27 protein-coding genes and 1 riboswitch are annotated in these 26,791 nt (G+C 30.0%); of the genes, 10 read left to right on the top strand and 17 right to left on the bottom strand.

Going from position 1 to position 26,791, the window contains the following annotated elements:
• Positions 1-2: 2 nt before the first annotated feature.
• The 3 genes from AC5SLY_RS01435 to AC5SLY_RS01425 are packed head-to-tail and all read right to left on the bottom strand — an operon-like array spanning position 3 to position 2,817.
• Complete coding sequence (locus AC5SLY_RS01435) at positions 3-908, bottom strand: DMT family transporter (RefSeq protein ID WP_041185781.1); 906 nt, start codon at positions 906-908, stop codon at positions 3-5.
• A gap of 48 nt (positions 909-956) precedes the next feature.
• Positions 957-2,204, bottom strand: a complete 1,248-nt coding sequence (locus AC5SLY_RS01430; protein WP_494598962.1) for a molybdopterin molybdotransferase MoeA — start codon at positions 2,202-2,204, stop codon at positions 957-959.
• Positions 2,197-2,817, bottom strand: a complete 621-nt coding sequence (locus AC5SLY_RS01425; RefSeq protein WP_271626524.1) for a molybdenum cofactor guanylyltransferase — start codon at positions 2,815-2,817, stop codon at positions 2,197-2,199. Before AC5SLY_RS01425 ends, AC5SLY_RS01430 begins: the two co-directional genes overlap by 8 nt.
• 43 nt (positions 2,818-2,860) lie before the next feature.
• On the opposite strand from AC5SLY_RS01425, the gene AC5SLY_RS01420 reads away from it, so the two are divergent.
• Genes AC5SLY_RS01420 through AC5SLY_RS01395 form a run of 6 tightly spaced genes read left to right on the top strand, consistent with a single transcriptional unit; the run spans position 2,861 to position 10,475 of the window.
• A complete protein-coding gene (locus tag AC5SLY_RS01420; protein ID WP_006997229.1) occupies positions 2,861-3,259 on the top strand; it encodes an iron-sulfur cluster assembly scaffold protein in 399 nt (132 codons plus the stop codon).
• 2 nt (positions 3,260-3,261) lie between these two features.
• On the top strand, positions 3,262-3,738 hold the full coding sequence (locus AC5SLY_RS01415; protein WP_020169192.1) for an HPP family protein: 477 nt from the start codon (positions 3,262-3,264) through the stop codon (positions 3,736-3,738).
• A 4-nt stretch (positions 3,739-3,742) separates the two neighbouring features.
• Positions 3,743-4,585 (top strand): formate dehydrogenase accessory sulfurtransferase FdhD, encoded by an 843-nt coding sequence (gene fdhD, locus AC5SLY_RS01410; protein WP_271616767.1) that lies wholly within the window; start codon positions 3,743-3,745, stop codon positions 4,583-4,585.
• Between the two features lie 3 nt (positions 4,586-4,588).
• Positions 4,589-6,247, top strand: coding sequence for an NADH-ubiquinone oxidoreductase-F iron-sulfur binding region domain-containing protein (locus AC5SLY_RS01405; RefSeq protein ID WP_018413938.1), 1,659 nt, complete (start codon positions 4,589-4,591; stop codon positions 6,245-6,247).
• Positions 6,247-9,015, top strand: a complete 2,769-nt coding sequence (gene fdhF / locus AC5SLY_RS01400; RefSeq protein ID WP_494598961.1) for a formate dehydrogenase subunit alpha — start codon at positions 6,247-6,249, stop codon at positions 9,013-9,015. Before AC5SLY_RS01405 ends, fdhF begins: the two co-directional genes overlap by 1 nt.
• An 8-nt stretch (positions 9,016-9,023) precedes the next feature.
• Complete coding sequence (locus tag AC5SLY_RS01395) at positions 9,024-10,475, top strand: protein adenylyltransferase SelO (RefSeq protein WP_494598960.1); 1,452 nt, start codon at positions 9,024-9,026, stop codon at positions 10,473-10,475.
• A gap of 5 nt (positions 10,476-10,480) precedes the next feature.
• Here AC5SLY_RS01395 and AC5SLY_RS01390 read toward each other — a convergent pair whose 3' ends face one another.
• Positions 10,481-11,584 (bottom strand): NAD(P)/FAD-dependent oxidoreductase, encoded by a 1,104-nt coding sequence (locus AC5SLY_RS01390; RefSeq protein ID WP_011281860.1) that lies wholly within the window; start codon positions 11,582-11,584, stop codon positions 10,481-10,483.
• Positions 11,585-11,592: 8 nt separating this feature from the next.
• Positions 11,593-12,060: a TspO/MBR family protein gene (locus AC5SLY_RS01385; RefSeq protein WP_011281859.1), complete on the bottom strand. Its 468-nt coding sequence runs from the start codon at positions 12,058-12,060 to the stop codon at positions 11,593-11,595.
• A gap of 21 nt (positions 12,061-12,081) precedes the next feature.
• Here AC5SLY_RS01385 and AC5SLY_RS01380 point away from each other — a divergent pair, with 21 nt between their 5' ends.
• The gene (locus AC5SLY_RS01380; RefSeq protein ID WP_011281858.1) at positions 12,082-12,843 is read left to right on the top strand and encodes an SDR family NAD(P)-dependent oxidoreductase; all 762 of its coding nucleotides are present in this window, start codon (positions 12,082-12,084) and stop codon (positions 12,841-12,843) included.
• On the opposite strand, the gene AC5SLY_RS01375 is transcribed toward AC5SLY_RS01380, so the two are convergent.
• From AC5SLY_RS01375 to AC5SLY_RS01330, 10 genes are all read right to left on the bottom strand, one after another.
• Positions 12,840-13,388, bottom strand: a complete 549-nt coding sequence (locus tag AC5SLY_RS01375; protein ID WP_018413933.1) for a DUF3833 domain-containing protein — start codon at positions 13,386-13,388, stop codon at positions 12,840-12,842. The genes AC5SLY_RS01380 and AC5SLY_RS01375 overlap by 4 nt on opposite strands.
• 13 nt (positions 13,389-13,401) lie before the next feature.
• A complete protein-coding gene (locus tag AC5SLY_RS01370; RefSeq protein WP_020169185.1) occupies positions 13,402-14,580 on the bottom strand; it encodes an SAM-dependent methyltransferase in 1,179 nt (392 codons plus the stop codon).
• Positions 14,580-15,347 (bottom strand): DUF1365 domain-containing protein, encoded by a 768-nt coding sequence (locus AC5SLY_RS01365; RefSeq protein ID WP_018413931.1) that lies wholly within the window; start codon positions 15,345-15,347, stop codon positions 14,580-14,582. Before AC5SLY_RS01365 ends, AC5SLY_RS01370 begins: the two co-directional genes overlap by 1 nt.
• Positions 15,340-16,584 (bottom strand): NAD(P)/FAD-dependent oxidoreductase, encoded by a 1,245-nt coding sequence (locus AC5SLY_RS01360; RefSeq protein WP_006997242.1) that lies wholly within the window; start codon positions 16,582-16,584, stop codon positions 15,340-15,342. The genes AC5SLY_RS01365 and AC5SLY_RS01360 overlap by 8 nt, the downstream gene beginning before the upstream one ends.
• A gap of 12 nt (positions 16,585-16,596) precedes the next feature.
• Positions 16,597-19,455 (bottom strand): aminomethyl-transferring glycine dehydrogenase, encoded by a 2,859-nt coding sequence (gcvP, locus tag AC5SLY_RS01355; RefSeq protein ID WP_494598959.1) that lies wholly within the window; start codon positions 19,453-19,455, stop codon positions 16,597-16,599.
• A complete protein-coding gene (gcvH, locus tag AC5SLY_RS01350; RefSeq protein WP_006997244.1) occupies positions 19,456-19,836 on the bottom strand; it encodes a glycine cleavage system protein GcvH in 381 nt (126 codons plus the stop codon).
• Positions 19,833-20,939 (bottom strand): glycine cleavage system aminomethyltransferase GcvT, encoded by a 1,107-nt coding sequence (gene gcvT / locus AC5SLY_RS01345; RefSeq protein ID WP_494575422.1) that lies wholly within the window; start codon positions 20,937-20,939, stop codon positions 19,833-19,835. The genes gcvH and gcvT overlap by 4 nt, the downstream gene beginning before the upstream one ends.
• A 77-nt stretch (positions 20,940-21,016) precedes the next feature.
• Positions 21,017-21,106: riboswitch (glycine riboswitch) on the bottom strand.
• A gap of 24 nt (positions 21,107-21,130) precedes the next feature.
• Positions 21,131-22,012, bottom strand: a complete 882-nt coding sequence (locus AC5SLY_RS01340; protein ID WP_006997246.1) for a DMT family transporter — start codon at positions 22,010-22,012, stop codon at positions 21,131-21,133.
• Positions 21,999-22,952, bottom strand: coding sequence for a 5-oxoprolinase subunit C family protein (locus AC5SLY_RS01335; protein WP_006997247.1), 954 nt, complete (start codon positions 22,950-22,952; stop codon positions 21,999-22,001). The genes AC5SLY_RS01340 and AC5SLY_RS01335 overlap by 14 nt, the downstream gene beginning before the upstream one ends.
• Positions 22,945-23,631 (bottom strand): 5-oxoprolinase subunit B family protein, encoded by a 687-nt coding sequence (locus AC5SLY_RS01330; RefSeq protein WP_494574198.1) that lies wholly within the window; start codon positions 23,629-23,631, stop codon positions 22,945-22,947. Before AC5SLY_RS01330 ends, AC5SLY_RS01335 begins: the two co-directional genes overlap by 8 nt.
• Positions 23,632-23,658: 27 nt before the next feature.
• On the opposite strand from AC5SLY_RS01330, the gene AC5SLY_RS01325 reads away from it, so the two are divergent.
• From AC5SLY_RS01325 to AC5SLY_RS01315, 3 genes are read left to right on the top strand one after another with little or no spacing between them, the layout of a single operon-like run.
• The gene (locus AC5SLY_RS01325; RefSeq protein WP_271626814.1) at positions 23,659-24,432 is read left to right on the top strand and encodes a 5-oxoprolinase subunit PxpA; all 774 of its coding nucleotides are present in this window, start codon (positions 23,659-23,661) and stop codon (positions 24,430-24,432) included.
• A gap of 3 nt (positions 24,433-24,435) precedes the next feature.
• Positions 24,436-24,915 (top strand): tetratricopeptide repeat protein, encoded by a 480-nt coding sequence (locus AC5SLY_RS01320; protein WP_494598958.1) that lies wholly within the window; start codon positions 24,436-24,438, stop codon positions 24,913-24,915.
• Positions 24,916-24,956: 41 nt separating this feature from the next.
• Complete coding sequence (locus AC5SLY_RS01315; RefSeq protein ID WP_006997251.1) at positions 24,957-25,571, top strand: YjbE family putative metal transport protein; 615 nt, start codon at positions 24,957-24,959, stop codon at positions 25,569-25,571.
• 1 nt (position 25,572) lies between these two features.
• On the opposite strand, the gene panB is transcribed toward AC5SLY_RS01315, so the two are convergent.
• Positions 25,573-26,346, bottom strand: a complete 774-nt coding sequence (gene panB, locus AC5SLY_RS01310) for a 3-methyl-2-oxobutanoate hydroxymethyltransferase (RefSeq protein WP_494587460.1) — start codon at positions 26,344-26,346, stop codon at positions 25,573-25,575.
• A 3-nt stretch (positions 26,347-26,349) separates the two neighbouring features.
• On the bottom strand, positions 26,350-26,769 hold the full coding sequence (locus AC5SLY_RS01305) for a VOC family protein (protein ID WP_027306692.1): 420 nt from the start codon (positions 26,767-26,769) through the stop codon (positions 26,350-26,352).
• Positions 26,770-26,791 lie beyond the last annotated feature (22 nt).

The raw sequence follows: 26,791 nt of genomic DNA, 5'->3' as shown, positions 1-26,791 counted from the left end.
GATTAGTTTAGAGCAATAAACCGTCTATTAGTTTTAATTGTAAGACTATAATAAATGATAGACATAAAAAGAAAGAAGCCACCTATTATCGTATTAGTCGATGGGATCTCATTAATTCCTAAAATTGGAACCCATACCCAAAATATTCCCCCTATAACCTCAGTAAGTGACAATAAAGTAAGTTCTGCAGCGGGGATTGCTTTTGATCCAATAGAATATAAAATTAAACCCATACAAACTAACGTTCCATGTATAGAAAATAATGCTCCGTTATAACTTGAAGACAAGAAAACCATATCATTAGATAAAATAACTATTGCAGCAACTACAAAGCAAAATAAACCTGCAAAAGCTACTGTTGTAAATTTTGGTGTTTCTTTTTTCCATCTCAAAGTCACTGAAAAAACAGAAAACCCAATTGAAGAAGTCATCCCAAAAATAAGCCCTAATAAAGAATTTTTTTCAGTATTACCAATGGCTATAATTATTATTCCAACGGTTGCAATAAATATAGCTATCCAAACATTAAGTGAAATTTTTTCTTTTAAAAATAAGAAACCTAATAAAGCTGTAAAAAATGGCATTGCAGCTAAACAGAGTAAAGTAACAGCCGCACTAGTATTTGTTATTGAATAAATAAAGGTAATCATTGCAATACCTAGTCCAGTTCCACCAATAACACCCGACATTCCGATTTTTAAATAATTCTTATAAAAATCTTTTCCTTCTTCAAAAAAAAGATAAAGATTTAAAATCAAAAAAATTGTTAAGCCTCTTGCAAAAATATATTGCCATGGAACTAAATTGGGTTGATCCATGTATCTTACAACCAAAGGTCCAAAGGACCAAATAAGACCTGCTAATAAAACTACTGGAATTGCAATTTTTTCATTTTTTAGCTCAATCATAATTCGATACTTAATGCTTATTAATTGGCACTACAATAAAAATGAGATCTATTTAAAAATATTAATATTTGAACCAATTGGTGAATAGCAATCAATAAGTTCGCTCTTTTTAAAATTTGACTGACCATGTTTAAATAGGCCCCAAATATTAGACTCTACAAAAGATTTTATTCTAAAAGATTCCTGACCTTTGAGTACCTTAATTTCTAAATTTCCATTATGAGTTGTAGTAAGCCTTGCTTTTATAAATCTAGTAAAATTTTTTTTCTTAAAGAAAGAATTTTTTAACTTAGCTTTAAAAGGTTTTTCCTCCTTAACTCCAAGGATATTTAAAATATAGGGATATACAAAAAATCTAAAGCAGGCGGAAGAAGAAATAGGATTACCTGGAAGCCCAAAGAAAGCCTTTTCACTTCCTTTAAATTTAGCAAATAAAATTGGTTTACCCGGTCTAATAGCCACCCCTTTGAAAAAATTTGATAAATTAAATTTTTTTACTACAGAGGGGATAAAATCATGTTTACCTGCTGAAACAGCACCTGAGGTAATTATGATATCTATTTTTGATCTAAGATTTTTATCAATTTGTTTTTTAAAAAAATGTTCATCTTTATCTCTCAAAATTCCACCTTCTATATAATTAAACAAAAAATTATTAGATAAAGATTTTATATAATGACTGTTTGAATTTCTAACCTTCCAATCAGCAATATCTACGTTATTTGAAATTTCATTTCCTGTTGAAAAAAATAAAATATTAAGCTTCTTTTTAACCTTAATGCTTTTAATACCTAATGTTTTAAAGGCTAAGATATGCGATGGCTGAATAATAGTTCCTTTATTAATAACTAATTCCTTTTTTTTATAATCAGATCCCACATGTCTTATATGTTGATTAGTTTTAATCTTTTCATTTATTACGATAGACTTTTTATTGTTAGTAAACACAATTTTTTCTATGGGAATAATGGTGTCAAAATATTTAGGAATTAGAGCACCCGTCATAACTTCAACAGCTTGAAATTTTTTTACTTTATTTAATTTAGGATTATCACCTGCTGATATTGATTTTAAAATTTTAAATTCTTTAGGATTTTTTTTATTAATCGTAGATGTATCTTTAGAATTAATGGCAAAACCGTCAAATGCAGCATTAGTTCCTGCAGGATAATTCACAGGACAATAAATATCTTGAACATTAATTCTATTTAATGATTTTGATGTGGTTATGACTTCATCTTTAATGTTTATTTTTGATTTTATTAAAATATTTTTTGCTTTTTTGTAATCAATCATTTTTATCAAGATTTAAAATAGTTTGAGCAACATCAAGGTCTTCTTTGGTATTTATATTAAAAAAAGGATCGTAATTTTTTATTTTAATATCAATTGTACTCACACCAACTTTATTAGCCCATTCCTCAACTTTTCGATAATTATTTATTATTAAATCTTCTTCTAATTTTTCCATTAAATCAATTGACCATAAACCAAAAATATTATGTCTTTTTTCGTTAGATTTAACAAAATATAAACTGCTTTTACTTTGTTCAATTCTTGCTTTGTATTCTTCAATAATAATTGGATCAAAAAATGGAGTATCAGATGGAAAAGTTGCAATCCATTTGTATGATTTTTTATTTTCTTTTACCCACTTCATGGAACTTAGCACTCCTGCTAAAGGTCCTAGATCATTAAAACAATCTGGAATTACTGTGGTATTTTTTGCTTCTTCTATCTTCAATGGATTACTTGAGACAATCAATATTTCTTCAAATTTATTGCTAATTTTGAACAAAACATGCTCTAGCAATGTTTTGGATCCAAGTTTTACGCAATTTTTATCTTGCCCAAATCTTTTTGATTTTCCACCTGCTAGTACAACAGCTAAAATATTGTTATCATTCATAAATCAAAATATAAAACATTAATCTCTTAATTAAAGAATTATAATGGACCTAAGAATTCTCGAAATTGCATCTAACACAGCAAATCACAAAATAGTTAAAAATCATACCCATCACTCAAAAAATAAAAACCCCTTGTGTGGTGACGAAATGGAAATCAGATTAATTGTGAAAAATGATAAAATTAAGGATATGGGTTACCAGTGCCGTTCATGTGTATATTGTCAGGCATCAGTTAGTATGCTGTCTCAAAAGATTATTGATCAAAATATAAGTGATATTAAGTCTCTTATTATTTCAATTGAAGGTTTGTTTAATGAAACAGATATTAAAATTGAAAAAAAATGGAATGATTTCAAAGAAATTATGAATAAAGATAATATCTCAAGAAAAGAATGTCTTTTATTACCGTTTAAAACAATATCGAAGGCATTGAAGTTTTAATCATGATTAACATTACTAAAGAAAAACTTTTAAAAGCATCTATCGCAGGAGTTTTATCAACTATTACTATTGGGTTTCTTACGCTGCTCACATATAAAACTACAATGGGGTTATTTTTGGCGGCCTCTTTTGGTTCTTCAATGGTATTACTATATGGATTTCCTGAAAGCCCATTCGCTCAACCTAAAAATATATTCTTTGGTCATTTCTTAACTGCACTAATAGGAATTTTGTTTATAAACTATGTTGATCTGCCAATATTTATAAATATTGCCTTGGCAGTTGGGTTCGGTATTTTTTTTATGATTGTGTTAGATGTTGTTCATCCACCAGCAGGTGGAAACCCTATTATGGTCATCATTGGAGGTGTTTCATTTGAATATTTAATAAATCCTATAATTTTTGGTTGTCTAATAATTTTAATTTTTGGAATAATCTTAAATAAATTTATTTTAAAAAAGAACTACCCCTTAAGTTAATCCAATGAACTCAAAATATAAAATACAAAAATATAAGTCTAATAATTTAAATAATGTAGAAGACTTAATCTCTATTGAAGAACCTTTAGAAATTTCAATCAAATTTAAAACTAAAGAAACTTGGATACAAAATATAATCTCTATAACAATGAGAACGCCAGGTAATGATGAAGACCTAGTTAGAGGTTTTCTTTTCAACGAAAAAATTATTGAAAAAAATGAATATATTGAGAAAATTGAGAGTGTCGGAGATTATGTAGGTGAATATAAACTTCAAAATAAAATTGTTGTCACATTAAACAATTCTGAAAACATAGATATTGATAAGATTAAAAGAAATTTTTTAACAAATTCATCTTGTGGTGTTTGTGGTAAAACCTCTTTAGATTCATTAGAGATTATCAAAAAAGATAAGGTCTTAAAATCTTTACCTAAAATCTCTAAAGAAATAATTATCAAATCTCCTTCTGTGCTAAGGGATAATCAATCAGAGTTTTCTAAGACAGGTGGTATTCATGCTAGCGGTCTATTTACAAGCGATGGTGGAATAGTGTGTATAAAAGAGGATGTTGGTCGACATAATGCTCTTGATAAATTAATTGGTTATTCATTAAATAAGGGATTATTAACCCCCTCTTCCCAATTTATAACGTGCTCTGGAAGACTAAATTTTGAGCTAGTTCAAAAGGTTTTAATGACCAATATTGGTATTCTAATTGGAGTTGGTGCGCCAACAAGTCTAGCGATCGATTTAGCTAATAAGTTTGACATTACATTGATAGGTTTTGTAAAAGAAGATAGTTTTAATATTTATAGTAACGAAGACAGAGTGATAATTAAAGGTTAATAAGTGTCAAAAAATATAAGTAATTTATCCGGCAGAATAGGTTTAAAGAATAATCTGTTCGAAAAAATATCTGAACGATCATTAAAATCAAATAATGCTGATGGTATTAAGGAAATTGCAAAAGAATATAACATGGGTGTCTCAACTATTCATGGTGCAGAAAGTTTTTATGAATTTTTAAGACCCTCTCATAGAGAAAAAAAAGCTTTTGTTTGCAATGGAAGCGCTTGCATGTGTGCTGGTACTCAAGAGCCGCTTAAAAAAAAATTACAAGAAAAATTAGGTGACGATAAAGTTGGTGAAATGTTTTGCCTTGGTCACTGCTATGAAAATAATGCTTTTCATTATGATGGTGAGAATTATGCCGGAAACGATATTAATAAGATTGATCAAATAATTAAAGGTGAAGACATAGTTCAAGAAAAATTCTTTTCTAAAAGTTATGCCTCAACTAGTTTTTTAATGGATGACAAACTTTCTAATTTAGATCAATTTAAGGAACTGTTAAAAAAATTTATTGCTACTGACAAACAAGAGATAACTAAATCCCTTCTAGACTCTAATTTAACTGGCAGAGGTGGTGCTGGTTTTCCTACTGGTATGAAATGGGATTTTTGTAGAAAAGCTCCTTCTGAAAAAAAATATGTTATATGCAATGCCGATGAAGGTGACTCAGGTGCTTTCTCTGATAGATATTTATTAGAAGATCAACCATTAAAAGTTTTATTTGGAATGGTTATTTGTGGTTATGTTATTGGTAGTGATGAAGGTGTTTTATATATAAGAGGAGAGTACCCAAAATCTATAGAAGCAATAAATGGAGCAATTAATTCTTTAAAAAAAGCAGGCTTACTTGGTGAAAATATTTTAGGAACTAAATTTTCTTTTGATTTAAATATTTGTATTGGTCAAGGTGCTTATATTTGTGGAGAAGAAACAGCATTGATTGCATCAATTGAAGGAAGAAGAGCTGAAGTAGATGTAAGACCTCCCTTCCCTGTCACTGAAGGTCTTTACAAGAAACCAACAGTTGTAAATAATGTTGAAACATTAGCTGCAGCTACGGGTATACTTATCAATGGAGCTGATAAGTTTTCTGCAATTGGAAATAAAAAATCTGCTGGAACCAAATTAGTTTGCTTTGATAGTTTTTTCAATAATCCAGGTGTTTATGAAGTTGAAATGGGAACACCAATGAAAAAAGTTTTAAATGATATTGGTGGTGGTTTTAAAGAGCCCATTAAAGCATTACAAATTGGAGGTCCATTAGGAGGTGTAATTCCTATTACCGAGATTGAAAAATTAAATTTAGATTTTCAAGAATTTACTGCTGCAGGTTTTATGTTAGGACACGCAAGTATAGTAAGTATTCCAAAAGACTTTCCTATGATTGAATATATCCATCATTTATTTGAGTTTTCTGCCGAAGAATCATGTGGAAAATGCTTTCCTGGAAGACTTGGTTCTTACAGAGGTAAGGAAATGTTTGATCAAGCAAAAAATAAAACTGCTAAGATTCCATTAAAATTACTAAATGAGCTGCTTGTAACTATGCAAAAAGGCTGTTTATGTGCTTTGTGTGGAGCAATTCCTACTCCCATCATGAATATATTAAAATATTTTGGTGATGAAATGAAGGATGATATGGTGAAGGATAATTAATGAGCTCAGAAAAAAGAAAAATCGCCTACATAGATGGAAAGCCATATGAAATTGGTCCAAACCATACTTCTGTTTTAAATTTTGTAAAAAGTTACTTGGGTGAAAAAAAAGTTCCAACTCTTTGTGATGATCCAAACTTAGCCCCTTATGGTGCTTGTAGAGTTTGTTCTGTAGAGGTGGCTCTTGTAAAAGATGGTCCAACTAAAGTTGTAGCATCATGCCATACACCAGTTGGTGAAAACCAATACATCTTTACAGATAATGAAAATTTAACGGCTTTAAGAAAAAATATTGTCGAACTAGTTTTAACTGACCACCCAATGGAATGTGGAACTTGTGAAGTAAATAATAATTGTGAACTACAAGATGTTGCAAATGATTTAGGCATATCAGATCATAGATATAACAGTCCAAAGCAACACAAGGGCATTGCTAAAGATACATCTCACGATTATATGAGAATGAATTTAGATAACTGTATTAACTGTGGAAGATGTGTTCGTGCTTGTGACGAAATTCAAGGATCTTTTGTTTTAACAATGAGTGGTCGAGGATTTGAATCTAAAATCACAACTGACAACGATGCATTGTTTGGAGATTCGTCTTGTGTATCTTGTGGTGCTTGTGCACACACATGTCCAACAGATGCTATCTCTGATGTTTACCAATCAAAATCTGTTGCAGTAGATAAAAAAGTTAGAACAACTTGCTCTTACTGTGGTGTTGGATGTAATTTAGAAGCATCAATTAAAGATAATAAAGTTGTTGCAATATCTACGCCTAAAGAATCTGAAGTTAATGCAGGTCACACTTGTATTAAAGGAAGATATGCATTTGGATTTTACGATCATCCAGATAGGTTAAAAACTCCTCTGATTAAAAGAAATGGAAAATTTGAAGAAGCATCATGGGATGAAGCATATGACTTTATTAAAAAAGAATTAAATAGAATTACAAAAGAAAGTGGTCCTGATGCTGTAGCTGGAATTTCTTCTGCAAGATGTACTAATGAAGAAAATTATGTATTTCAAAAAATGATTAGAGCTGCAATTGGAACTAATAATATTGATTGTTGTGCAAGAATTTGTCACTCACCAACAGCTTGGGGAATGCAACAAACTTTTGGAACTGGTGCTGCAACTAATTCTACAGAAGATATTTATCACGCAGATTTATTTATGGTTATAGGAGCAAATCCTACAAATGCTCACCCAGTTACCGGAGCAAAAATTAAACAACAAGTAATGAAAGGAAAAAAACTAATAGTTTTAGATCCAATTACTACTGAGCTTGCTAAACTTGCTGATTATCATATTAAACTTAGACCAGGAACAAATGTGGCTGTTTTAAATATGATGTTACATTTTATATTAAAAGCAAACCTTTATGATAAAGATTTTGTTAGAGATAGAACTGAAGGTTTTGCGAATTTCATTAAAGAAATTGAGAGACAAGATATGGATCATCTAGCGAAAGTCGCTGGTGTTGATAAACAGTTAGTTAAAGAAGCAGCAATTGCTTATGCGACAGCTAAAAACTCTATGGAATTCCACGGTTTAGGAGTTACTGAACAAGAACAAGGATCTAAGACGGTGATGTTAATTGCTGATCTTGCAATGATTACTGGAAATATTGGTAGAAAAGGTGTTGGAGTTAACCCATTAAGAGGACAAAATAATGTCCAAGGTGCAGCTGATATGGGTTGTCAACCTCATCAAGGTGCAGGTTATTTTGAAGTAGCTGATGAAAAAGTTCAAAATTTCTACACTGAAAAATATGGAGTGGTTCACCCAACCAAAGCAGGATTAAAAATTCCAGAAATGTTTGATGGTGCTATTAATAAAGAAGTTAAAGCAGTCTGGATTATTGGAGAAGATATTGTTCAAACAGATCCAAATAGTGCACATGTGGTTCAGGCAATGAACTCGTTAGAATTATTAGTTGTTCAAGAAATTTTTATGAGTGAAACAGCAAAACTTGCAACAGTAGTATTACCTGGAACAACTTTCTTAGAAAAAAATGGAACCTTTACTAATACCGAAAGAAGAATTCAAAGAGTTAATCGAGCTGTTCCTCCATTACCTGGTACTAAAACTGATGGAACAATTGTAACAGACATGATGCAAAAATTAGGCTTTGACCAACCTGAATATGACGCTGATCAAGTTCTAGCAGAAATAGCAGATGTTGTTCCATTCTTTAAAGGTGTAACAAGAGAAAGACTTGGTAAAATGGGATTACAGTGGCCAGTTCAAGAAGATGGAACAGACACTCAAATTTTACACCAAGAAACTTTCAAACTTGGAAAAGGACGTCTTAAAAACTTTGATTGGAAAGAGTCTACAGAAATTGAAACTAATAAAAAAGAATATCCATTAATTTTAACAACTAGTAGAGTTCTACAACATTACAATGCTGCAACAATGACAAGACGTACAAGTAACATCAATATAGTTTCTGAAGACTTATTATTAGTTCACCCAAATGATGCTAACAAAAGAGAGTTAAATACAGGTGACATAGCAAGACTTTATTCTGGACGAGGAGAAGTTGCTCTAAAAGTAGAGGTTACAGATAAAGTTAAAGAAGGCATAGTATTTACAACATTCCATTTTCCAGAACATATGGTCAATATGGTAACCGGTCATGGTAAAGATGAAGAAACAATGTGTGCAGAATATAAAGTGTCAGCAGTTGAAGTTCAAAAAATCTCAAACCAATTTAAAACTGAAATCAAGCCAAAAGAAAATCAAGCAGAAGTTAACTAATCGATAAAATGACAATTGGTTGGCATTTCGACAATAGTTATTCAAGATTACCAAAAACATTCAAAGAAAATATCAATCCTGTTACAGTAAATGCACCAGAAATATTAATATTAAATAAAGATCTGGCAAATAAATTAGATCTAGATTTTTCAAATATTAATGATGACGACTTATCAAAAATTTTTTCAGGAAATCTATTACCTGAAGGGTCTAACTCTATAGCGCAAGCTTATGCTGGTCACCAATTTGGTCATTTTACAATGCTTGGTGATGGAAGAGCTGTTTTAATCGGCGAACACCTGACCAAAAATAATGAACGATTTGATGTACAATTCAAAGGTTCTGGTAGAACTCCATTCTCACGAAGTGGTGACGGTAGGGCTGTTTTAGGCCCAATGTTGAGAGAATATATAATAAGTGAAGCAATGCATTTTTTAAAAATACCTACTACTAGAAGTTTAGCGGTAGTTAAAACTGGTGAAGATGTGGTTAGGGAACAAATTTCACAAGGTGCAATTCTTACAAGGGTGGCCTTAGGCCATCTAAGAGTTGGAACATTTCAATACATTGCTGCAAAACAAAATATTAGTGATTTAGAAATCTTAATTAATTACACAATTGAAAAGTACTACCCCAATATAAAATCATCAAAGAAAAAAGCATTAGACTTACTAAATGTTTTAATCGAAAAACAAACCCAACTTGTAATTGATTGGATGCGTGTTGGTTTTATTCATGGAGTTATGAATACTGACAATATGTCTATCTCTGGTGAAACAATAGATTATGGTCCTTGCGCCTTTATGGATGTTTATGATCCTAAAACAGTTTTTAGTTCAATAGATCAACTAGGAAGGTATGCCTATGAAAATCAACCAAAAATTACCAAATGGAATTTAACAAGGTTTGCTGAATGTCTAATTCCTCTTATTAGTGCCAATGAAGATGAAGCGATTAAATTAGCCACAGAAGCTTTAGATAAATTTGAACAAAATTATGAAACAAAATGGTTAAATATGATGAGAGATAAACTTGGGTTATATGGTGAAGATAAAGAAGATAAAAATTTAATTATGGAATTATTAAATTGGATGAAAGAAAAAAAAGCAGATTATACAAATACTTTTATTTTTTTGATGAATAAGACAATTAAAAATTCTGAAGTTTATGATAATGCGGACTTTGATTTATGGAAAACTAAATGGATGAAAAGATTAGTAATGTTTGGTAATACTCATGATAAATCTATGGACTTAATGAGTTCTTGTAACCCGATGGTAATACCTCGTAATCACAAAATTGAAGAGGCTTTAATGTTAGCTAATAATGGTGATTTAACCTTGTTTAATAAATTGACTGAAATTTTGAAAAATCCATATCAGGTTAATGAAAATGATTTAGAATTAATGTCCCCTGCTCCTCATAGTCATGTGAAGTATCAAACTTTTTGTGGAACTTAAATTATTTATAAAACGTAAGGTTCTGGTCTAGCATTATTATCAAGAACTCTTTCAACAGAAAAATCACTAATATCAATCGTTTGATAAGATCCTGTAGAAATTAATTCAGTTAATGCTCTTCCTATTCCAGGGGCTTGCATTAATCCTCTACCGGTAAAACCTGAAGCCATATATACATTTTCGTATTTAGGGTGTTTACCAACTACAGCATTGTTGTCTAATTTATTGCAATCATAATAACCAGCCCATCCACCAGTTAATTTTAATTCTTCAAAAGCAGGAATTCTTTGTGCTAATGCAGGCCATACTAATTCTTCAAAATCATTCCAAGCTGGTTCTAGATCAGTAGCATCAAATACTGAATTAGGTGAACCTGCTAAATACTCTCCACCCTCAGGTCTCCAGTAAACGCCCGTTGTTAAATCTCCTGTTAATGGCATTTCTTTAATATATTTAGGACATTTAACTCTAAAAACTGTGTGTTTTTGTGGAACTACCGGAATATCTTTTAATAATTCTTTAGTCCAACATCCTGCTGCCGATATAATTGTTTTAGCTTTGATATCAGAAATATTTTTTACTTCGCCTTTAATAAATTCAGCACCTAATTCAATTGCCTTACTTTTTAAGGCGCTATGAAACATGAAAGGATCAATCCATCCCTCACTTTGGTTGTCAGTATAAGTTGCTGTTTCAATACCTTCACTATTTATATAAGGAAATATTTTTGATAGTTCAGAACCTTTGATATTTTTAGTTCCAGCTTCACAAGCTTCATGATTTTTTAAGGCTTCATATTGTTCCTCAGCATGCTCTGGACCAAACATTAACAAGTATCCATTTGTAACCATGCTTGCTGTAGGATTTGGATTTTTTTCAGTTTTAAGTAATTCTGGTATTTGAAAAATAAATTCTCTAGCAAACTTTCCAAGTAATATGTTTTCTTTTTGAAAAAACTGTCTTCTAAATCCACCAAGGGACAATGGAAATGAAGCTGTTTTATAAGTTGGGTCTCTTTCTATAACTTTTACTTTTCTACCTTCTTTAGATAAAAAATAAGCTGTAGCAGTTCCAATTATTCCACCACCTACTATTACAACATCATCCATAATTTATTTTAATTTAATATGATTAAACTTATATTAAGAAGTAAAGCAAAGAGACACCAAAGTAAATAAGGAATCATTAAATAATAACTATACAAGTTGACACGCTTAAATCTAATTATGAGAATAATTATTAATAAGATTAAAATTACTAATACAATCATAGCTAAAACTATTTTATGAAAAACAAAAAAAACTATACTCCAAGTTGTATTAAAAATTAAATGAATGAAATAAAGGTAAATAGTGTTCATGTCTCTATTTTTACTGTGCCAAAATTTCCAGATAGCAATTGTCATAAAAAAATAGAGTGTTGTCCAAACTGGTGCAAAAATCCAATCTGGTGGATTAAATGAAGGTTTGATGATTAAAGAATACCAAGGCTCTTTAAAACCTACAGTAGCTAAACCTCCTATTGCAGATGCAGAAAAAGTTACAAGAGCAAACAATAAAAAAGATAAGAATTTGTTTTTTAACATATTTCTATTATACAATAGAATATGGAAGATAAAAAAGTTATTTGGATAACGGGTGCAAGTAGTGGAATTGGTAAGGCTCTTGCAATCAAATTTGCAGAAAATGGGTGGATGGTTGCTGCATCTGCAAGACGTGAAAATTTATTAAATGAACTTAAAAAAATTAATCAAAATATATTTCCTTTTCCTTTGGATGTTACTGAAGTAGATGCATGTAAATTAGTCGCAAAAGACATAATCAAACAATTTAACAATATTGATATCTGTGTGTTCGGTACTGGCATGCATGATCCAAAATCAGAGAAAAAATTTAATTTAGACAAGATAAGAGAAATAATGGAAGTTAATTATTTTGGAACCATGAATTCAATTAATTCAATCTATGATTATTTTTCTGAGAAAAAAAATGGCCAAATATCTATAATTTCTTCAGTTGCGGGCTATAGAGGATTACCTGCAGCTGGTGCATATTGTGCTTCAAAATCAGCACTTACTAGCTTTGCTGAAAGCTTAAACTTTGATATGAGAATGAAGAATGTGCGTGTTTCGTTAATCAGCCCCGGTTTCATAAAAACGCCTATGACTGATCAAAATGATTTTCCAATGCCCATGATCAAAACTCCAGAATTTGCTGCAGATGAAATTTATAAAGGATTAGTAATCAAAAAAAGTTTTGAAATACATTTCCCAAAAGCCTTTACCTATTTTTTAAAATTCCTTCAAATGCTACCTAGTAGTTTATATTTTAAACTAGTCGCTAGAGGTATGAAAAAAATTGATTATTAATTTTTTTTAAAGAAAACTGTCAATTCACCGACTTTAAATCCAAACTTTGTAAGTGTGGCTCGATTAATTGCAACATCTTCATCCTGTTTAAAAATCCAATCATCAAAAGAAACTTTAATATTCTTTCCTTTAAATGGGACCATTAAATCGTACTCAAATTTAAAAGCTGATCCATATTGATAACCTTTAGCTGTACCCACGACATCGGGTGCCGTTCCCTCGTAATAATTTTGATCAATCTTTTTGATTTTCCATATACGATTTTGTTTTTCCCCGTCTGTCCAATAAAAATCTTCTTTAAGAGTTAAAATATCTCCCTCAAAACTACCTGTCATATCAGCTTTAAACTGTCTAGTAACTTTACCACTACGGTCTTGTAATAGACCCCATGCTTTAACCGGACCATTAAAATATTGCTCTATAGTCATAGTTGGTTCAGTGTTTTTAAAATCTGTCGGTTTCATAGAGTTATTGTTTATACAACTTGCTGTAAAGAATAAAGCAAATATTAATACTGTTAATCTAATTATCTTTAAGTTTATCATGTAGCTCCTATAGTTATTTATTTTGTAGTGAAAATTGAATTAAGTCTATGTTTTTTGATTTAAAACCAGCTTCACAATATGAAAGGTAAAATTCCCACATTTTTTTAAATTTTAAATCAAAGCCTTGTTTTTTAATTAAGTCCCATTTTTTATTAAATATTTCTCTCCAAATAATCAAAGTCTCGGAGTAATGATTGGCATATGAATTATACTCACCAAATTTTAATCCATTTTTATCAACATAATTTTGTAATTCACTTTTTGAGGGTAAAAAACCACCTGGGAAAATATATTGTTGTATAAAATCTTTTTTATTTTTATATCTATTAAATAAACTATCATCGATAGTTATGGCTTGAATGCCCACGGTACCCGAGGGTGTTAGATTATTTTTAATCGTATTAAAATAACTGTCTAAATAGTTTTGACCTACAGCCTCAATCATTTCTATTGATGCAATATGATCATATTTATCCTTTAAATCTCTATAATCTTTAATTTGAATATTTACTTTTTCATTAAGTCCACATCGATGAATTCTCTCTTTAGCAAATTCATATTGTTTTTTGGAAATAGTAATACAATCTAATTTAACATCATAATTAGTACCTAAATACTCAGCAAAACCACCCCAACCACAACCAATTTCTAAAATTTTATTACCACTTGAGGGTCTTATAAGATCAATTAGTTTTTGATATTTATTGTTCTGAGCTTCAAAAAGTTCTTGTTTGGGGCTTTCAAATATAGCACTGGAATAGGTTAAAGTTTTATCAAGCCATAATGAAAAAAAATCATTTCCTAAATCATAATGTTTAGCAATATTTTCTTTACTTCTATTTTTAGTATTTTTTATAATTTTATTTTTAATAAAATTGATAAAAGGCAAATCGAAGATTCCAGAAAATTTATAAATAGTTTTTATATTCTTTGCTGTTAACTCAATCAAATCAGAAAGATTATTTGTTATAAAAAGATCTTTCATATAAGACTCTCCCAAACCAATACTTCCACTTTTAATCAAATTATAATTTAGGCTTTCATCTTTAATTTCTAAAAAAACTTTTAAATTTTCATCAGGGTTGCCAAACTTTAAAACTTCACCATTTACTTTTTTAATTTCAAGAAAACCATGCTTAATATTTTTTAATGCACTAAACACAATCAAATCTGAAATTTTGTAAATTAACATTAGTTTTCGATAGTAATATTATTCTTAATATTTAATTTTTTTTTTATAAATTTAATTCCTTTTGTCCATAATTTAAATGCCTCATAATGTATCGCTATAATGATTTTGAATGTCATTAATGGATGTTTTAAATAAGATTTAAGTAGGTTTCTATTGGTCAATTCACTTTTAATACCATCTTGTGAAGCATATAATACTTTGCCAACTGGATCATTCAGATCAATTATTACAGATATTTTATTACCAGGTTTCAATAGTCTAAAAAAATAAATACAATTCATTTCTATAAATGGAGATACATGAAATTTCTTCTTACACATATGTTGAATCAGATTTTGGTCTTTTTCAGTTTTAAAAACATAAACATGTTGCTCGCCAAATGTGTTTTTTACTTCATATAATATAGATATTAGATCAAAATTTTTGTCGTAGACATAAAAAACACTTAATGGATTAAATACATATCCAAATATTCTTGGGTAACATAAAAGTTTAATATGAACATCGTTAGTATCAATATTATTTTTTCTAAGATTATCTAAAACCCATTCCTTAAGAGAGCTCCCATCTCTTGCTCCATGGTCTTTATCAAAGAAACTAATAATATTTAGTTTATTGTATGAAAATATCTTTAAAGTTTTGTGTAGTAAATCTATTTCTGATAAATCTATAAGAAGTGAAAATACATTGTAATTAAAACTATGAATTTTGGGCTTAAATCTTTTATGAATTACATTTCCTGTATAAATATAAGAATTTTTAATCATTAAGTGTTTTTAGCATATCAATAGAGGACTTTATTCCATCCTCGTGAAAACCATAACCAAAATAACTACCACAAAATAAAATATGTTTTTTATTTTGAATTTTATGCAGGTTACTTTGATTGGTTAATGCTTCTGTATCGTAATAAGGGTGAGTAAATGCTACTTTTTTAAATATCTTATCATTTGGAATTTCTTTAAATGGATTAATTGTTAAAAAAATATTTCTATCTATCTTTAAATTTTGTAACTGATTTATCCAATATGTTACAGCTGTCTTTTCATTATTATTTGAGTCCATTGAAGAATTCCAAGCACACCATGCTTTTTTATTTTTAGGCATAACACTTTCATCAAAATGTATTACTGCAGTGTTTGCTCTATATTTAAATTTTCTTAATATTGTCTTCTCGTCTAGTGTTGGATTATCAATTATCTTTAATGCTTCGTCTGCATGAGTTGCTATTACAACTTTATCATATTCAAAGAACTCATTTTCCTCCCCATAAAAAATTTTAGCACCTAAATCATTTCTGGTGATTTTATTTATATTGTAATTCTTAAAATGTTCACCACTAACTTGGCCTATTATCTTATCGACATAAGTTTTGCTCCGATTTGTAACTGTAAACCATTGAGGTCTATCTTTAATTTTAAACAGCCCATGATTCTTGAAAAAACTTAAAAAAAAAGATAATGGCATTTGTTTTGCTTCATATGGAGGCATCGACCATATAGCAGATACCATTGGTATAATATGATAATTAATAAAATATTCTGAAATTTTTATTTCTGTTAAATACTCCCCTAATGTTATTGAACTAATTTTTTTAATTTCTATTTTTTCACAGTTTTTATAAAAGCTTAAAATTTCAAAAAACATTTTTAAGAATTTTGGATTAAATAAATTTTTTTTATTAGAAAAAATTCCCCCTAATCCTTTTCCACAATATTCTAATCCACTATTTTCTACAGTAACAGAAAATGACATATCACTTTTTTCAATCTCTATTTTATTTTCTAAAAAAAAATTAATTAAATTTGGATATGTTTGTTTATTAAAAACCATAAATCCAATATCTATTGGAATTTCTTTGTTAGGGTTGTAAGCAACCTTTATTGTATTTGCGTGACCCCCAAATTGATTTTCTTTTTCAAATAAATCAACTTTATGTTTTTTAGATAGGTAATAAGCAGCACTTAATCCTGATATACCAGCACCTACTACAGCAATTTTCATCTTAGTAAATATCTAAGCTGCTGTGTCTTCGTACTCTTCCATAGATGGACATGTGCAAAACAAGTTTTTATCTCCATAAACATTATCTACTCTACCAACTGGAGGCCAATATTTATTTGTTCTTAAAAACTCTGAAGGATAAGCAGCCTCTTCTCTTTCATACTTATGATCCCACTTATTGGATGTTAATTCAACGTGAGTATGTGGCGCATTCTTCAATGGGTTGTCAGTCTTATCATATTCACCAGACTGAATTTTATCTATTTCTTCTTTTATCTTTATAAGAGTAGAACAAAATTTATCAATTTCACTCAAACTTTCACTTTCTGTAGGTTCAATCATCATTGTACCAGCAACAGGCCAAGACATTGTTGGAGCATGGTAGCCAAAATCAATCAATCGCTTTGCAATATCTTCTTCCGTGATCCCTGTTTCACTTTTTATCGTTCTAATATCAATGATACATTCATGAGCTACATTGCCATTTTTACCCTTATATAAAATTGGAAAAGAGTCTTTTAATTTATGGGCAATATAATTTGCATTTAGTATTGCAACTTGTGATGCTTTTCTTAAGCCTTCAGACCCCATCATCTTTATATACATCCATGAAATCGATAAGATACTTGAGCTACCCCAAGGAGCTGCAGATACCGCTCCCATTCCAGTCACTGGACCACAATCTTTTATCACAGAATGTTTTGGCAAAAATATTTCTAAATGTTTTTTACACGCTATTGGTCCCATACCAGGTCCACCACCACCATGAGGTATACAAAATGTTTTATGCAAATTTATATGACAAACATCTGGTCCAAAATTTCCTGGTTTAGCAATACCTACTAATGCATTTAAGTTAGCTCCATCCATGTAAACTTGTCCACCATGATTATGAATTAACTCACATATGTCAGTTATTTTTTCTTCAAATACACCATGTGTTGATGGATAAGTGACCATAAGGGCAGCTAAATTTTTGGAATATTCTTCAGCTTTATTTTTTAAATCTTCATAGTCTACGTTTCCATGTTGATCACATTTAATAACAACTACTTTCATACCAACCATTTGAGCACTAGCCGGGTTTGTGCCATGCGCTGAGCTTGGAATTAAACAAACATTACGATTTGTTTCGCCATTTTTTTCATGAAATTTACGTATTACCATTAGACCAGCAAACTCTCCTTGAGCGCCAGCATTTGGTTGCAATGAAACTCCAGAAAATCCAGTAATTGATCTCAACCAGTTTTTCAAATCTGTAAATAATTCTCTATAACCATCCATTTGCTCTACAGGAGAAAAAGGATGTGGCTGTGAAAATTCTTTCCAGGTAACTGGTATCATTTCTGCAACTGCATTAAGTTTCATAGTGCAAGAGCCTAAGGCAATCATAGATTTATTTAAAGCAATATCAGAATCTTCTAATTTTTTTAAATATCTAAGCATTTCTGTTTCCGAATGATAACTATTAAAAACTGGATGATCTAAATAAGTTGAAGTTCTTAATAGGTTTTTTGGAATATTAGATAAACTTTCATTCATAGACTCTTTAATTGTTTCTGAACAATTAAAGATTTTTAATAACTGATTTGCTCTATAAAGATTTTTTCTCTCATCAAAAGATACTGCTAACATTTCAGAATTCACTTTTCTGATGTTTACTCCTTGATCTAAAGCATTTTTGTATATCTTCTCTGTTTTATCTAGAGTTTTTATTGTTACCGTATCAAAAAATTCATTTGAATAAAGTTCATAACCAGATTGCTTTAATTTATCTGCAAAATTTTTAGTTAATTGAGAGACACTTTCTGCAATTTTTTTAATTCCTTGTGGACCATGATAGACAGCATAAGCTGCAGAAACTATTGCCAATAATGCCTGTGCAGTACAAATATTACTTGTAGCTTTGTCTCTTCTTATATGTTGTTCTCTTGTTTGAAGGGCAAGTCTATATGCTTTTTTCCCATGTCTATCTACTGATACACCTACTATTCTGCCTGGCATTGATCTTTTATATTCATCTTTTGTAGCAAAAAATGCTGCATGGGGACCACCATAACCCATTGGAATTCCGAAACGTTGTGAGCTACCGACAGCAATATCGGCACCTAACTCAGCAGGTGTTTTTAGTTTAGCGAGTGCTAACAAATCACATGCTAAAACTGCTTTTCCATTAAATTTATGTATTTTACTAATAGCCTCACTTGGGTCTTTAATATCTCCAAGGGTTCCTGGATATTGAATGATACCGCATATAATATCTTCTTTAATATCTTTATCTTCGTCACCAACTATTATTTCTAGGCCTAAAGGTTCAGCTCTTGTTTTAATAACATCAATTGTTTGAGGATGACAATTTTTTGAAACAAAAACTTTTTTAGATTCAGACTTGGATATTCTATAACTCAATCCCATAGCTTCCGCTGCAGCTGTTCCTTCATCTAAAAGAGAGGCATTAGCAATATCCATTCCGGTAAAGTCAATTATCATTTGTTGAAAATTTAATAACATTTCCAATCTTCCTTGTGCTACTTCTGGCTGATAAGGGGTATAAGAAGTATACCATCCTGGATTTTCTAAAATATTTCTAAGTATTACATAGGGAGTATAAGTTCCATAATAACCCATTCCTATAAAACTAGAATAAATCTTATTTTTTTTAGAAATATCTTTTAATTTTCTAAGTGCTTTATATTCAGAATTTGGATCACCAATATCTAAATCATCTTTAAGAAGAATTTTTTCTGGTACAGTATCTTTTATTAAATCATCAAGATTTTGGTATCCCAACTCTTTAAGCATAACATTTTGTTCATCAATAGATGGACCTATATGTCTTTGTATAAAATCTTTTTGAGCATTCTTTAACATTTAACTACCACTTTCTTTTGAAAATTTTTCGTATTCTTCTTTATTCATTAATGAATCCATTTCAGACTTATCAGTAATTTTTAATTTAAAAAACCATGCTTCATTTTCTGGATCAGAATTAACTTTTGCAGGATCGTCAACAATGGCTTGGTTATTTTCGATAATTTCTCCAGATACAGGAGTATAAATATCACTTGCAGCCTTTGTAGATTCTACAACTCCAGCATTGCCATCTTTAACTACAGAAGATCCTATTTCTGGTAACTCTACGAAAACAATATCTCCTAGCATTTCGGTTGCATGTTGTGTAATTCCTACAACAGCAGTGTCTCCATCTAACTTTATCCACTCGTGTTCTTTAGAATATTTTACTTCACTCATTTACTAGCTCCTTTCACATAACTTTTTTTATAAAATGGCAAATTACTTATAATTGCCGGATATTTTTTTCCTCTCACTTCTAAAAAAACCTTAGTATCAATTTTAGAAAATGAATTTTCTACATAACCCATTGCAACTGGGGCCTGAACGCTGGGTCCAAAAGTTCCACTTGTAATTTCCCCAATATTTTTATCATCCTCACTAAATATTGAAGTTTTTTCACGGGCTATAATTCTTCCTTCTGGCTTAATACCTACGCGGATTTTGCTTACTCCTTTCTCGATTTGAGATTTAATTTTTTCACATCCAATAAACCCACCCTCAAGAATTCTATTTTTTGATATCGCCCATTTTAAATTTGCTTCTACTGGGCTTTTATTAATATCCATGTCATGACCATACAAACAAAGTCCCGCCTCTAGTCTCAAGGTATCTCTGGCACCTAATCCAATTAAATTAGCCCCTTCATCTATGAGTTTTTGCACAAACGCTTCTGCGTTCTCATTTTTGATCGATATCTCAAATCCATCTTCACCGGTATACCCTGATCTTGTGATATAAATATCCTCTTTAAGATAATTAAACGTATCACCATTCATAAATTTTAGATCTGATACTCCATTGATTATCTTTTTTAGTATTTGGACTGCTTTAGGGCCTTGAATTGCTATAAGCGATAGCTCTTCACTTAAAATCATTTCATACTTATCTTCTAACAATTTAGTTAAAAGTTTAAAATCTGTATTCTTACAAGCAGCATTTAATACAATGTTAAAACCACCTTCAACTTTTGTGATAATTAAATCATCATAAATTCCTGCTTCATCATTCATTAAAAAACTATATTTGGATTGATTTAATTTAGCCTTACTCAATTCAGCTGGAAAAATTTTTTCAAGATCTTTTGCCAACTTATCATCTCCTTTGATGAATAACTGACCCATATGGGACACATCAAAAATACCTGCATTTTCTCTTGTACTTTTGTGTTCCTCAATAATTCCTTTAGAATATTGAATTGGCATTTGATACCCAGCAAATGGAACAAACTTAGCTCCATGCTTTTGATGTAAATTGTAAAGTGCGGTTTTTAAAATTTCCATATTAACTCACTGTACCCATCTGTATGTTTGCCTGAGAGTTTTATTCCGTCGGCGAGAACTTAATCTCTTTCCAGAGTTAATATGTTACGGTCCTTTTGCCTGAGAGATTCCTGGGTGGTTGCTCCTTCGGCGCTACGATTGTTTGTAGTCTCTCCCGTATATAAGAATAATCTACCAGATATGTAACAGAGTCAATTAATAATTTTTTCTTTTTTATTTGAAAAAAGTAGTGAGTAAAATTGCAATAATACTGCAAAAAGAATTACTCCTCCTCCGATTAAAGTAAATAAAGAAGGTCGTTCAGCTGCAAATAAAAAGGCCCACATTGGCCCCAACACAGATTCGGATAACATGATTATACCAACCATTGCAGATGGTGTACTACGTGCACCCATAGTTATAAATATAAAACCAAATCCTACTTGAAAAAAACCTGCTGTAAAACCTAAAAATATATCATGTGAAGAAATCATAAGCTTCTCAGATAATAAAAATCCAATAAAGCATGAACTCACACCAGCTATAAATTGAGCTGGCACCATGTCAACTGTAGGAAATTTTCTAACAATTATAATTAAGACTGCAAATGTAATTGGCATGCTAAAAGCCGCTAAGTTTCCAGACATCTCTCCTGGTGATAAAGAATTACCTACCATTAATAGGACACCCGTAATTGCTAAAATAATTGAAGCTAAAGTAATAGATGAAATTGTTTCTTTTAAAAATAAATAACCAAATATTGCTAAAAAGAGTATTTGCGTCGAAATAATAAAATTAGTATTGGCAACAGTTGTATTATACATCGCAAAGACGTACCCACAAAAACCAAATGATAAAATAACTCCACCAAAAAGTCCCGGTAAACCTGAATCGTAAAACGCTTTAAATAATTTTTTTTTATAAGTAATTATTAAAAAAAGTAAGACTGTAAGCGAAAAGAATAAAGATCTCCAAAATAATATTTGCCATAATGTTGATCCTTCAAATGATTTAACAATTAAGCCTCCAAAGCTTAAGCAGCAAGCTCCCATAAAAACTAATATAGGACCTGGAATTTTATTAATTACATTCATTTAAATATTTATTTGTATCTTCTATGTATGCTTTAAATATATTCTGAGCTTCTTCAAGACTTACTTCCTTAAAGTTTATAATAGTGCCTGGTGTTAATTGACCTACTCGATCTAAGTCTGCTGAAATAACAACACCTATTTTTGGATATCCACCTATAGTTCCGTGATCAGACAACATAACAATAGGGTTTCCATCAGCAGGTACTTGTATTACTCCTTTTACAAGACCTTCAGATTTTATATTAGAGCTAACGATATTTTCTAACTTAGGACCACTTAGTCTAATACCCATTCTATCTGCTAATTTTGTAACTGAAAATTCTTTGTTAAAAAAATTATTTTGAGCCTCTGTTGAAAAATAATCAAAATTGGTACCTTTAATAACTCTAATTATATTATCTGGAACTTCTTTATAATTAATTTCTATTTCTTCAATTTTTTTAAAATCTGAATTTTTTATAAAAATTTTATCTTTTATAGAATATTTTTTTCCATTATTTGGACCAACATTTGCCTTGGTATTTATAGAATAACTATTCCAAGTTTTGTTCAATTCTAAACCCCCACTAATTGATAAATATCCATAAGCAGTATTTTTTGTTGATATTAAATCAATTTGATCTTCGTCTTCTAAAATATAGTTTTTATAACAAACACCATTTTCAATGTTTGAATTTTTTCTAATTATCTTGAAAAGCACATCCCCAGTAACACTAAGATTAATTTTCCCATTTTTTAATTTTAGAAGTGGACCCTGATAAGCAAATTCAATAACAGCTTCATCTAAATTATTACCAACTAACTTATTGCTTAGTTTATAATTTCTTTGATCAATTGCCCCACTTACAGTAATACCCACATAATACATGTGATTTCTTCCTCTATCCTGAATGGTTGTGTTAACTCCTGATCTTATAATTTCAAAATATGAATTACTCATTCCAGTCTAGATACTCCTCCTTAGAAATTTGATAAAAGATCACTTTGTTACCTGGTTTAATTAAGGTTGGATCTAATAAATTTGATTTATCAAAAACCTTTTTTGGCGTGTTGCCAATAATATTCCAGCCACCAGGGCTTTCAAAAGTGTAAATATTTGTAAATTGTTCGGTTATGGCCACAGAACCTTTTGGAACTTTTACTCTTGGTGTTTCCAATCTATCGCATCTGATACCTTTATTAATATCTCCTAGAAAAGGCATACCAGCAATAAATCCTGTCATGTAGCAAAAATATTCTTTACCAAAATATAGTTCTAATATTTTATCTTTATCTATATTCAATTTTTTAGTTAGCCTCAAAAAATCTAGTCCATACTCATCATCACAACAAACAGGTATTCTAATTTTTTGATTATTATCTTTAATATCTCTACTAATAGTTAAACCTTCTATAAAATTTTTGATTTTTTTATAGTTGGTTATAGATAAATCAAAATTAATGATTAATTTATTATAAGAGGGTGTTAAATTAATTATTCCTTCAATTTTTTTATCTTTTATTAATTTTGATGTATGGTGAAAATAATCTATGACATTTGCATTTATTTTTTCATTAACCTCTGAGCCAAAATCACAATATACTGCCGCATCACCAAGATTTGATATATTTTTAACCATGCCATGTTATACTAGAGAGTAAAGAGTATGGAAATTAATATCAATTGTGATTTAGGAGAAAAATCTAAGTTTCATTCTATCGAGAATGATCCAGAATTACTCAATATTGTAAATTCTGCCAACATTGCATGTGGTTACCATGCAGGTGATGAACAAACAATGGAGATGGTTATTCAAATTTCAAAAAGAAATGGTGTTAGCTTGGGTGCCCATCCATCATTTAAAGATCCTGAAAACTTTGGAAGAAAAAGAATGAATTTAAGTTCCTTAGAAATAAAAAAACTAATTTTCGATCAATATGAAATATTACAAAAAATTGCTCAGAAATATAATGAAAATGTTACTCATATTAAACCCCATGGAGCTCTTAATAATATGGCTTGTGAAGACCTGGAATTAGCCACAACTCTAGCTGTGGCCATTAAAGAGATTAATAAAGATATTATTTATCTGGTACCAACGGGTTCACAAATGGAAGTTGCTGCTAAGAAAAATGGTTTGAAAATAGCTTGTGAAATTTTTGCAGATAGAAATTATGAAGATAATGGAAATTTAATTTCTAGAAGTAAACCAAACGCTTTAATCACTGACCCTCAATTAGCAAAAAACCATGTGTTGAACATGGTTAAAAATCAGGCAATAAATTGTCTCAGTGGTAAACAGATACCTTGTGAGATTGACTCGGTTTGTATACATGGTGATAATGAAAGCTCATTGGCAACTGCAAAATCTATCAGAGATAATTTAGTTGATAATGGCTTAGAACTAAAACCTTTAAATAAAATGGATAAATTTAATTAAAATATGAAAAAACTTATTTATACTTTACTAATAATTATAGCACTCACTAATAATTCTTTTTCAGCTGGTACAGATTCCACTGATGGTTCTTCAAATTATACCAAAGCAAAAAATTTAATTAAAGCTGCTAAAAAAGATGAAAAAAAAGGTAAAATTGAAAAAGCACAAAAAAAATATGCCAAAGCGCAAACGCTTCTTATAAAATCTAATGAAAAAAAACCACTTCAAGCTGATACTTTAAATTATTTAGGTTTCACAACTAGAAAACTTGGAGATTATGAAAAAGGTGAAAAATTTTACCTTCTAGGTCTGCAAATTGATCCCAATCATAATGGAATAAATGAGTACCTTGGTGAACTTTACGTGGCTACAAATAGACTGGATATGGCTAAAGAAAGATTAGAAGTTTTAAAAACTTGTAATTGTGAAGAATATGAGGAGCTAAAAGAAATTATCGACGGTTCAAAGAAGTCTAAATATTAAAACATTGAATTAAAATAATTATTTAATATTATAAAAAAATCTTGATCGAAGAATTCATAATTTTAACTCAAATCATCTTTATTGATATCATCTTAGCAGCTGATAATGCTATTATCATTGGATTAATTGCTGCTAACTTTGTACCAAAAAATAGAAAGCAAATAATTCTCTGGGGTGTAGCTGGAGCTTTAGTTTTTAAAATTATTTTTGCTCTTTTTGCTACTTACTTATTTGAATTTTATTATATTAAAATTTTAGGTGGACTACTTCTAATTTGGATTGTTAATGATTTAAGGAAAGATTTAGTTGAAATGAAGAATAAGATTAAATCACCAGTAAAAAAATCAACAGAACCTTCATTTGTAAAAAGTATTTATAAAGTTTTATTTGCAGATATTACAATAAGTTTTGATAACGTTATTGGGGTAGTTGGTGCTGCAAAAGGTCATTTTGGTTTCATGATATTTGGTCTTGTTTTATCTGTAGTATTAACTGGAGCATTAGCTACTTATTTAGCTAATTATATTCAAAAAAACTTATGGATAGCCTATGTAGGGTTAGGTTTTATTTTAATTGTAGCTCTTCAACTAATAATTGGTGGTTTAAATGATTATGGCGTCTTATCAATTAACGAAACATTCAAACAATATTTTTAATTTAGTATGAATGTTTTTTAGTAGGAAACTTACTTCTAATTACATCTTTCTTAAACTTTAGTGCAGCATCATTTATTTGTTTTTCAATATTTGAATACCTTTTCACAAATCTAGCTTTAATTTTATTCAGACCTATCAAGTCGTCAGTAACTAAAACTTGACCATCACAATGTACTGATGCCCCAATTCCAATTGTAGGAACTTTAACAGTTTTAGTAATTTCTTTTGCTAATGAGCTTTCAACACACTCTAAAACTATTGAAAATACACCAGCATCTTCTAAAAGTTTAGAATCTCTTAAAATAATTTTTCTTTCTGCTATTTCTTTTCCTTTAAATTTAAAATTTGTTGCAGATTGTGGCAGAACACCAAGATGTCCCATCACTGGAATTTTATTCTTAATTAAAGTTTTAATTATTTGAATTACTTTTTTACCCCCCTCAAGCTTGATTGCATCACACCTCGTTGTAGAGATTATTTTTTTTGCATTACTTAAGGCTTCCTTTGAGTTACGGTAAGTATTATGAGGCATGTCTACTACCATTAAACTTTTTTTAACACCCATTCTTACACTTTTAGAATGTTCAATCATCATATCCAATGTCACTTTTTTTGTAGAAGAAAAACTATAAAGTACAGAGCCAAGGGAGTCGCCTACCAATACAAGGTCACAGTGTCTATCTATTATTGATGCTATATTTTTAGAGTAAGCAGTAAGACTTATAATTTTAGTTTTATTTTTTTTTTTAATAAAGTTTAAGATTTTTTTATTCATTTTTTACCAAACACCTTCATTTTTCATTGAGGCCCAAGGTTCTTTAATTTCTAAATTACCCTCTTGTAAGATTTCTATAGAAATATTGTCTGGAGATCTGACAAATGCCATATGACCATCTCTAGGTGGTCTATTAATTGTATATCCCATATCTTGAAGTCTCTCACAAGTTTGATAAATATTTTCAACACGGTATGCTAAGTGACCAAAATTACGAGATCCATCACCTAACTCATCACCATCCCAATTGTAGGTTAGCTCTAGTTCGGCTTTTTCATCGCCAGGTGCTGCTAGAAAAATTAAGGTAAATCTACCTTGCTCATTTTCTATTCTTCTAGTTTCAATTAAACCTAATCCCTTACAGTAGAAATCTAATGATTTTTCCACGTCTGAGATTCTGATCATGGTGTGTAAATATTTCATAATATTATGTACTCTATAGTAA

This window comes from Candidatus Pelagibacter sp. PS_23 (assembly GCF_059417905.1).
The sequence above is the reverse complement of the archived record's forward strand: the minus strand, read 5'-3'. Positions and strand labels throughout refer to the sequence as shown.

What these genes read in the sequence shown, in the direction of transcription:
- AC5SLY_RS01435 (WP_041185781.1), bottom strand. Translation starts at nt 908, where the DNA reads ATGATTGAGCTAAAAAATGAAAAAATTGCAATTCCAGTAGTTTTATTA.
- AC5SLY_RS01430 (WP_494598962.1), bottom strand. Translation starts at nt 2,204, where the DNA reads ATGATTGATTACAAAAAAGCAAAAAATATTTTAATAAAATCAAAAATA.
- AC5SLY_RS01425 (WP_271626524.1), bottom strand. Translation starts at nt 2,817, where the DNA reads ATGAATGATAACAATATTTTAGCTGTTGTACTAGCAGGTGGAAAATCA.
- AC5SLY_RS01420 (WP_006997229.1), top strand. Translation starts at nt 2,861, where the DNA reads ATGGACCTAAGAATTCTCGAAATTGCATCTAACACAGCAAATCACAAA.
- AC5SLY_RS01415 (WP_020169192.1), top strand. Translation starts at nt 3,262, where the DNA reads ATGATTAACATTACTAAAGAAAAACTTTTAAAAGCATCTATCGCAGGA.
- fdhD (WP_271616767.1), top strand. Translation starts at nt 3,743, where the DNA reads ATGAACTCAAAATATAAAATACAAAAATATAAGTCTAATAATTTAAAT.
- fdhF (WP_494598961.1), top strand. Translation starts at nt 6,247, where the DNA reads ATGAGCTCAGAAAAAAGAAAAATCGCCTACATAGATGGAAAGCCATAT.
- AC5SLY_RS01395 (WP_494598960.1), top strand. Translation starts at nt 9,024, where the DNA reads ATGACAATTGGTTGGCATTTCGACAATAGTTATTCAAGATTACCAAAA.
- AC5SLY_RS01390 (WP_011281860.1), bottom strand. Translation starts at nt 11,584, where the DNA reads ATGGATGATGTTGTAATAGTAGGTGGTGGAATAATTGGAACTGCTACA.
- AC5SLY_RS01385 (WP_011281859.1), bottom strand. Translation starts at nt 12,060, where the DNA reads ATGTTAAAAAACAAATTCTTATCTTTTTTATTGTTTGCTCTTGTAACT.
- AC5SLY_RS01380 (WP_011281858.1), top strand. Translation starts at nt 12,082, where the DNA reads ATGGAAGATAAAAAAGTTATTTGGATAACGGGTGCAAGTAGTGGAATT.
- AC5SLY_RS01375 (WP_018413933.1), bottom strand. Translation starts at nt 13,388, where the DNA reads ATGATAAACTTAAAGATAATTAGATTAACAGTATTAATATTTGCTTTA.
- AC5SLY_RS01370 (WP_020169185.1), bottom strand. Translation starts at nt 14,580, where the DNA reads ATGTTAATTTACAAAATTTCAGATTTGATTGTGTTTAGTGCATTAAAA.
- AC5SLY_RS01365 (WP_018413931.1), bottom strand. Translation starts at nt 15,347, where the DNA reads ATGATTAAAAATTCTTATATTTATACAGGAAATGTAATTCATAAAAGA.
- AC5SLY_RS01360 (WP_006997242.1), bottom strand. Translation starts at nt 16,584, where the DNA reads ATGAAAATTGCTGTAGTAGGTGCTGGTATATCAGGATTAAGTGCTGCT.
- gcvP (WP_494598959.1), bottom strand. Translation starts at nt 19,455, where the DNA reads ATGTTAAAGAATGCTCAAAAAGATTTTATACAAAGACATATAGGTCCA.
- gcvH (WP_006997244.1), bottom strand. Translation starts at nt 19,836, where the DNA reads ATGAGTGAAGTAAAATATTCTAAAGAACACGAGTGGATAAAGTTAGAT.
- gcvT (WP_494575422.1), bottom strand. Translation starts at nt 20,939, where the DNA reads ATGGAAATTTTAAAAACCGCACTTTACAATTTACATCAAAAGCATGGA.
- AC5SLY_RS01340 (WP_006997246.1), bottom strand. Translation starts at nt 22,012, where the DNA reads ATGAATGTAATTAATAAAATTCCAGGTCCTATATTAGTTTTTATGGGA.
- AC5SLY_RS01335 (WP_006997247.1), bottom strand. Translation starts at nt 22,952, where the DNA reads ATGAGTAATTCATATTTTGAAATTATAAGATCAGGAGTTAACACAACC.
- AC5SLY_RS01330 (WP_494574198.1), bottom strand. Translation starts at nt 23,631, where the DNA reads ATGGTTAAAAATATATCAAATCTTGGTGATGCGGCAGTATATTGTGAT.
- AC5SLY_RS01325 (WP_271626814.1), top strand. Translation starts at nt 23,659, where the DNA reads ATGGAAATTAATATCAATTGTGATTTAGGAGAAAAATCTAAGTTTCAT.
- AC5SLY_RS01320 (WP_494598958.1), top strand. Translation starts at nt 24,436, where the DNA reads ATGAAAAAACTTATTTATACTTTACTAATAATTATAGCACTCACTAAT.
- panB (WP_494587460.1), bottom strand. Translation starts at nt 26,346, where the DNA reads ATGAATAAAAAAATCTTAAACTTTATTAAAAAAAAAAATAAAACTAAA.
- AC5SLY_RS01305 (WP_027306692.1), bottom strand. Translation starts at nt 26,769, where the DNA reads ATGAAATATTTACACACCATGATCAGAATCTCAGACGTGGAAAAATCA.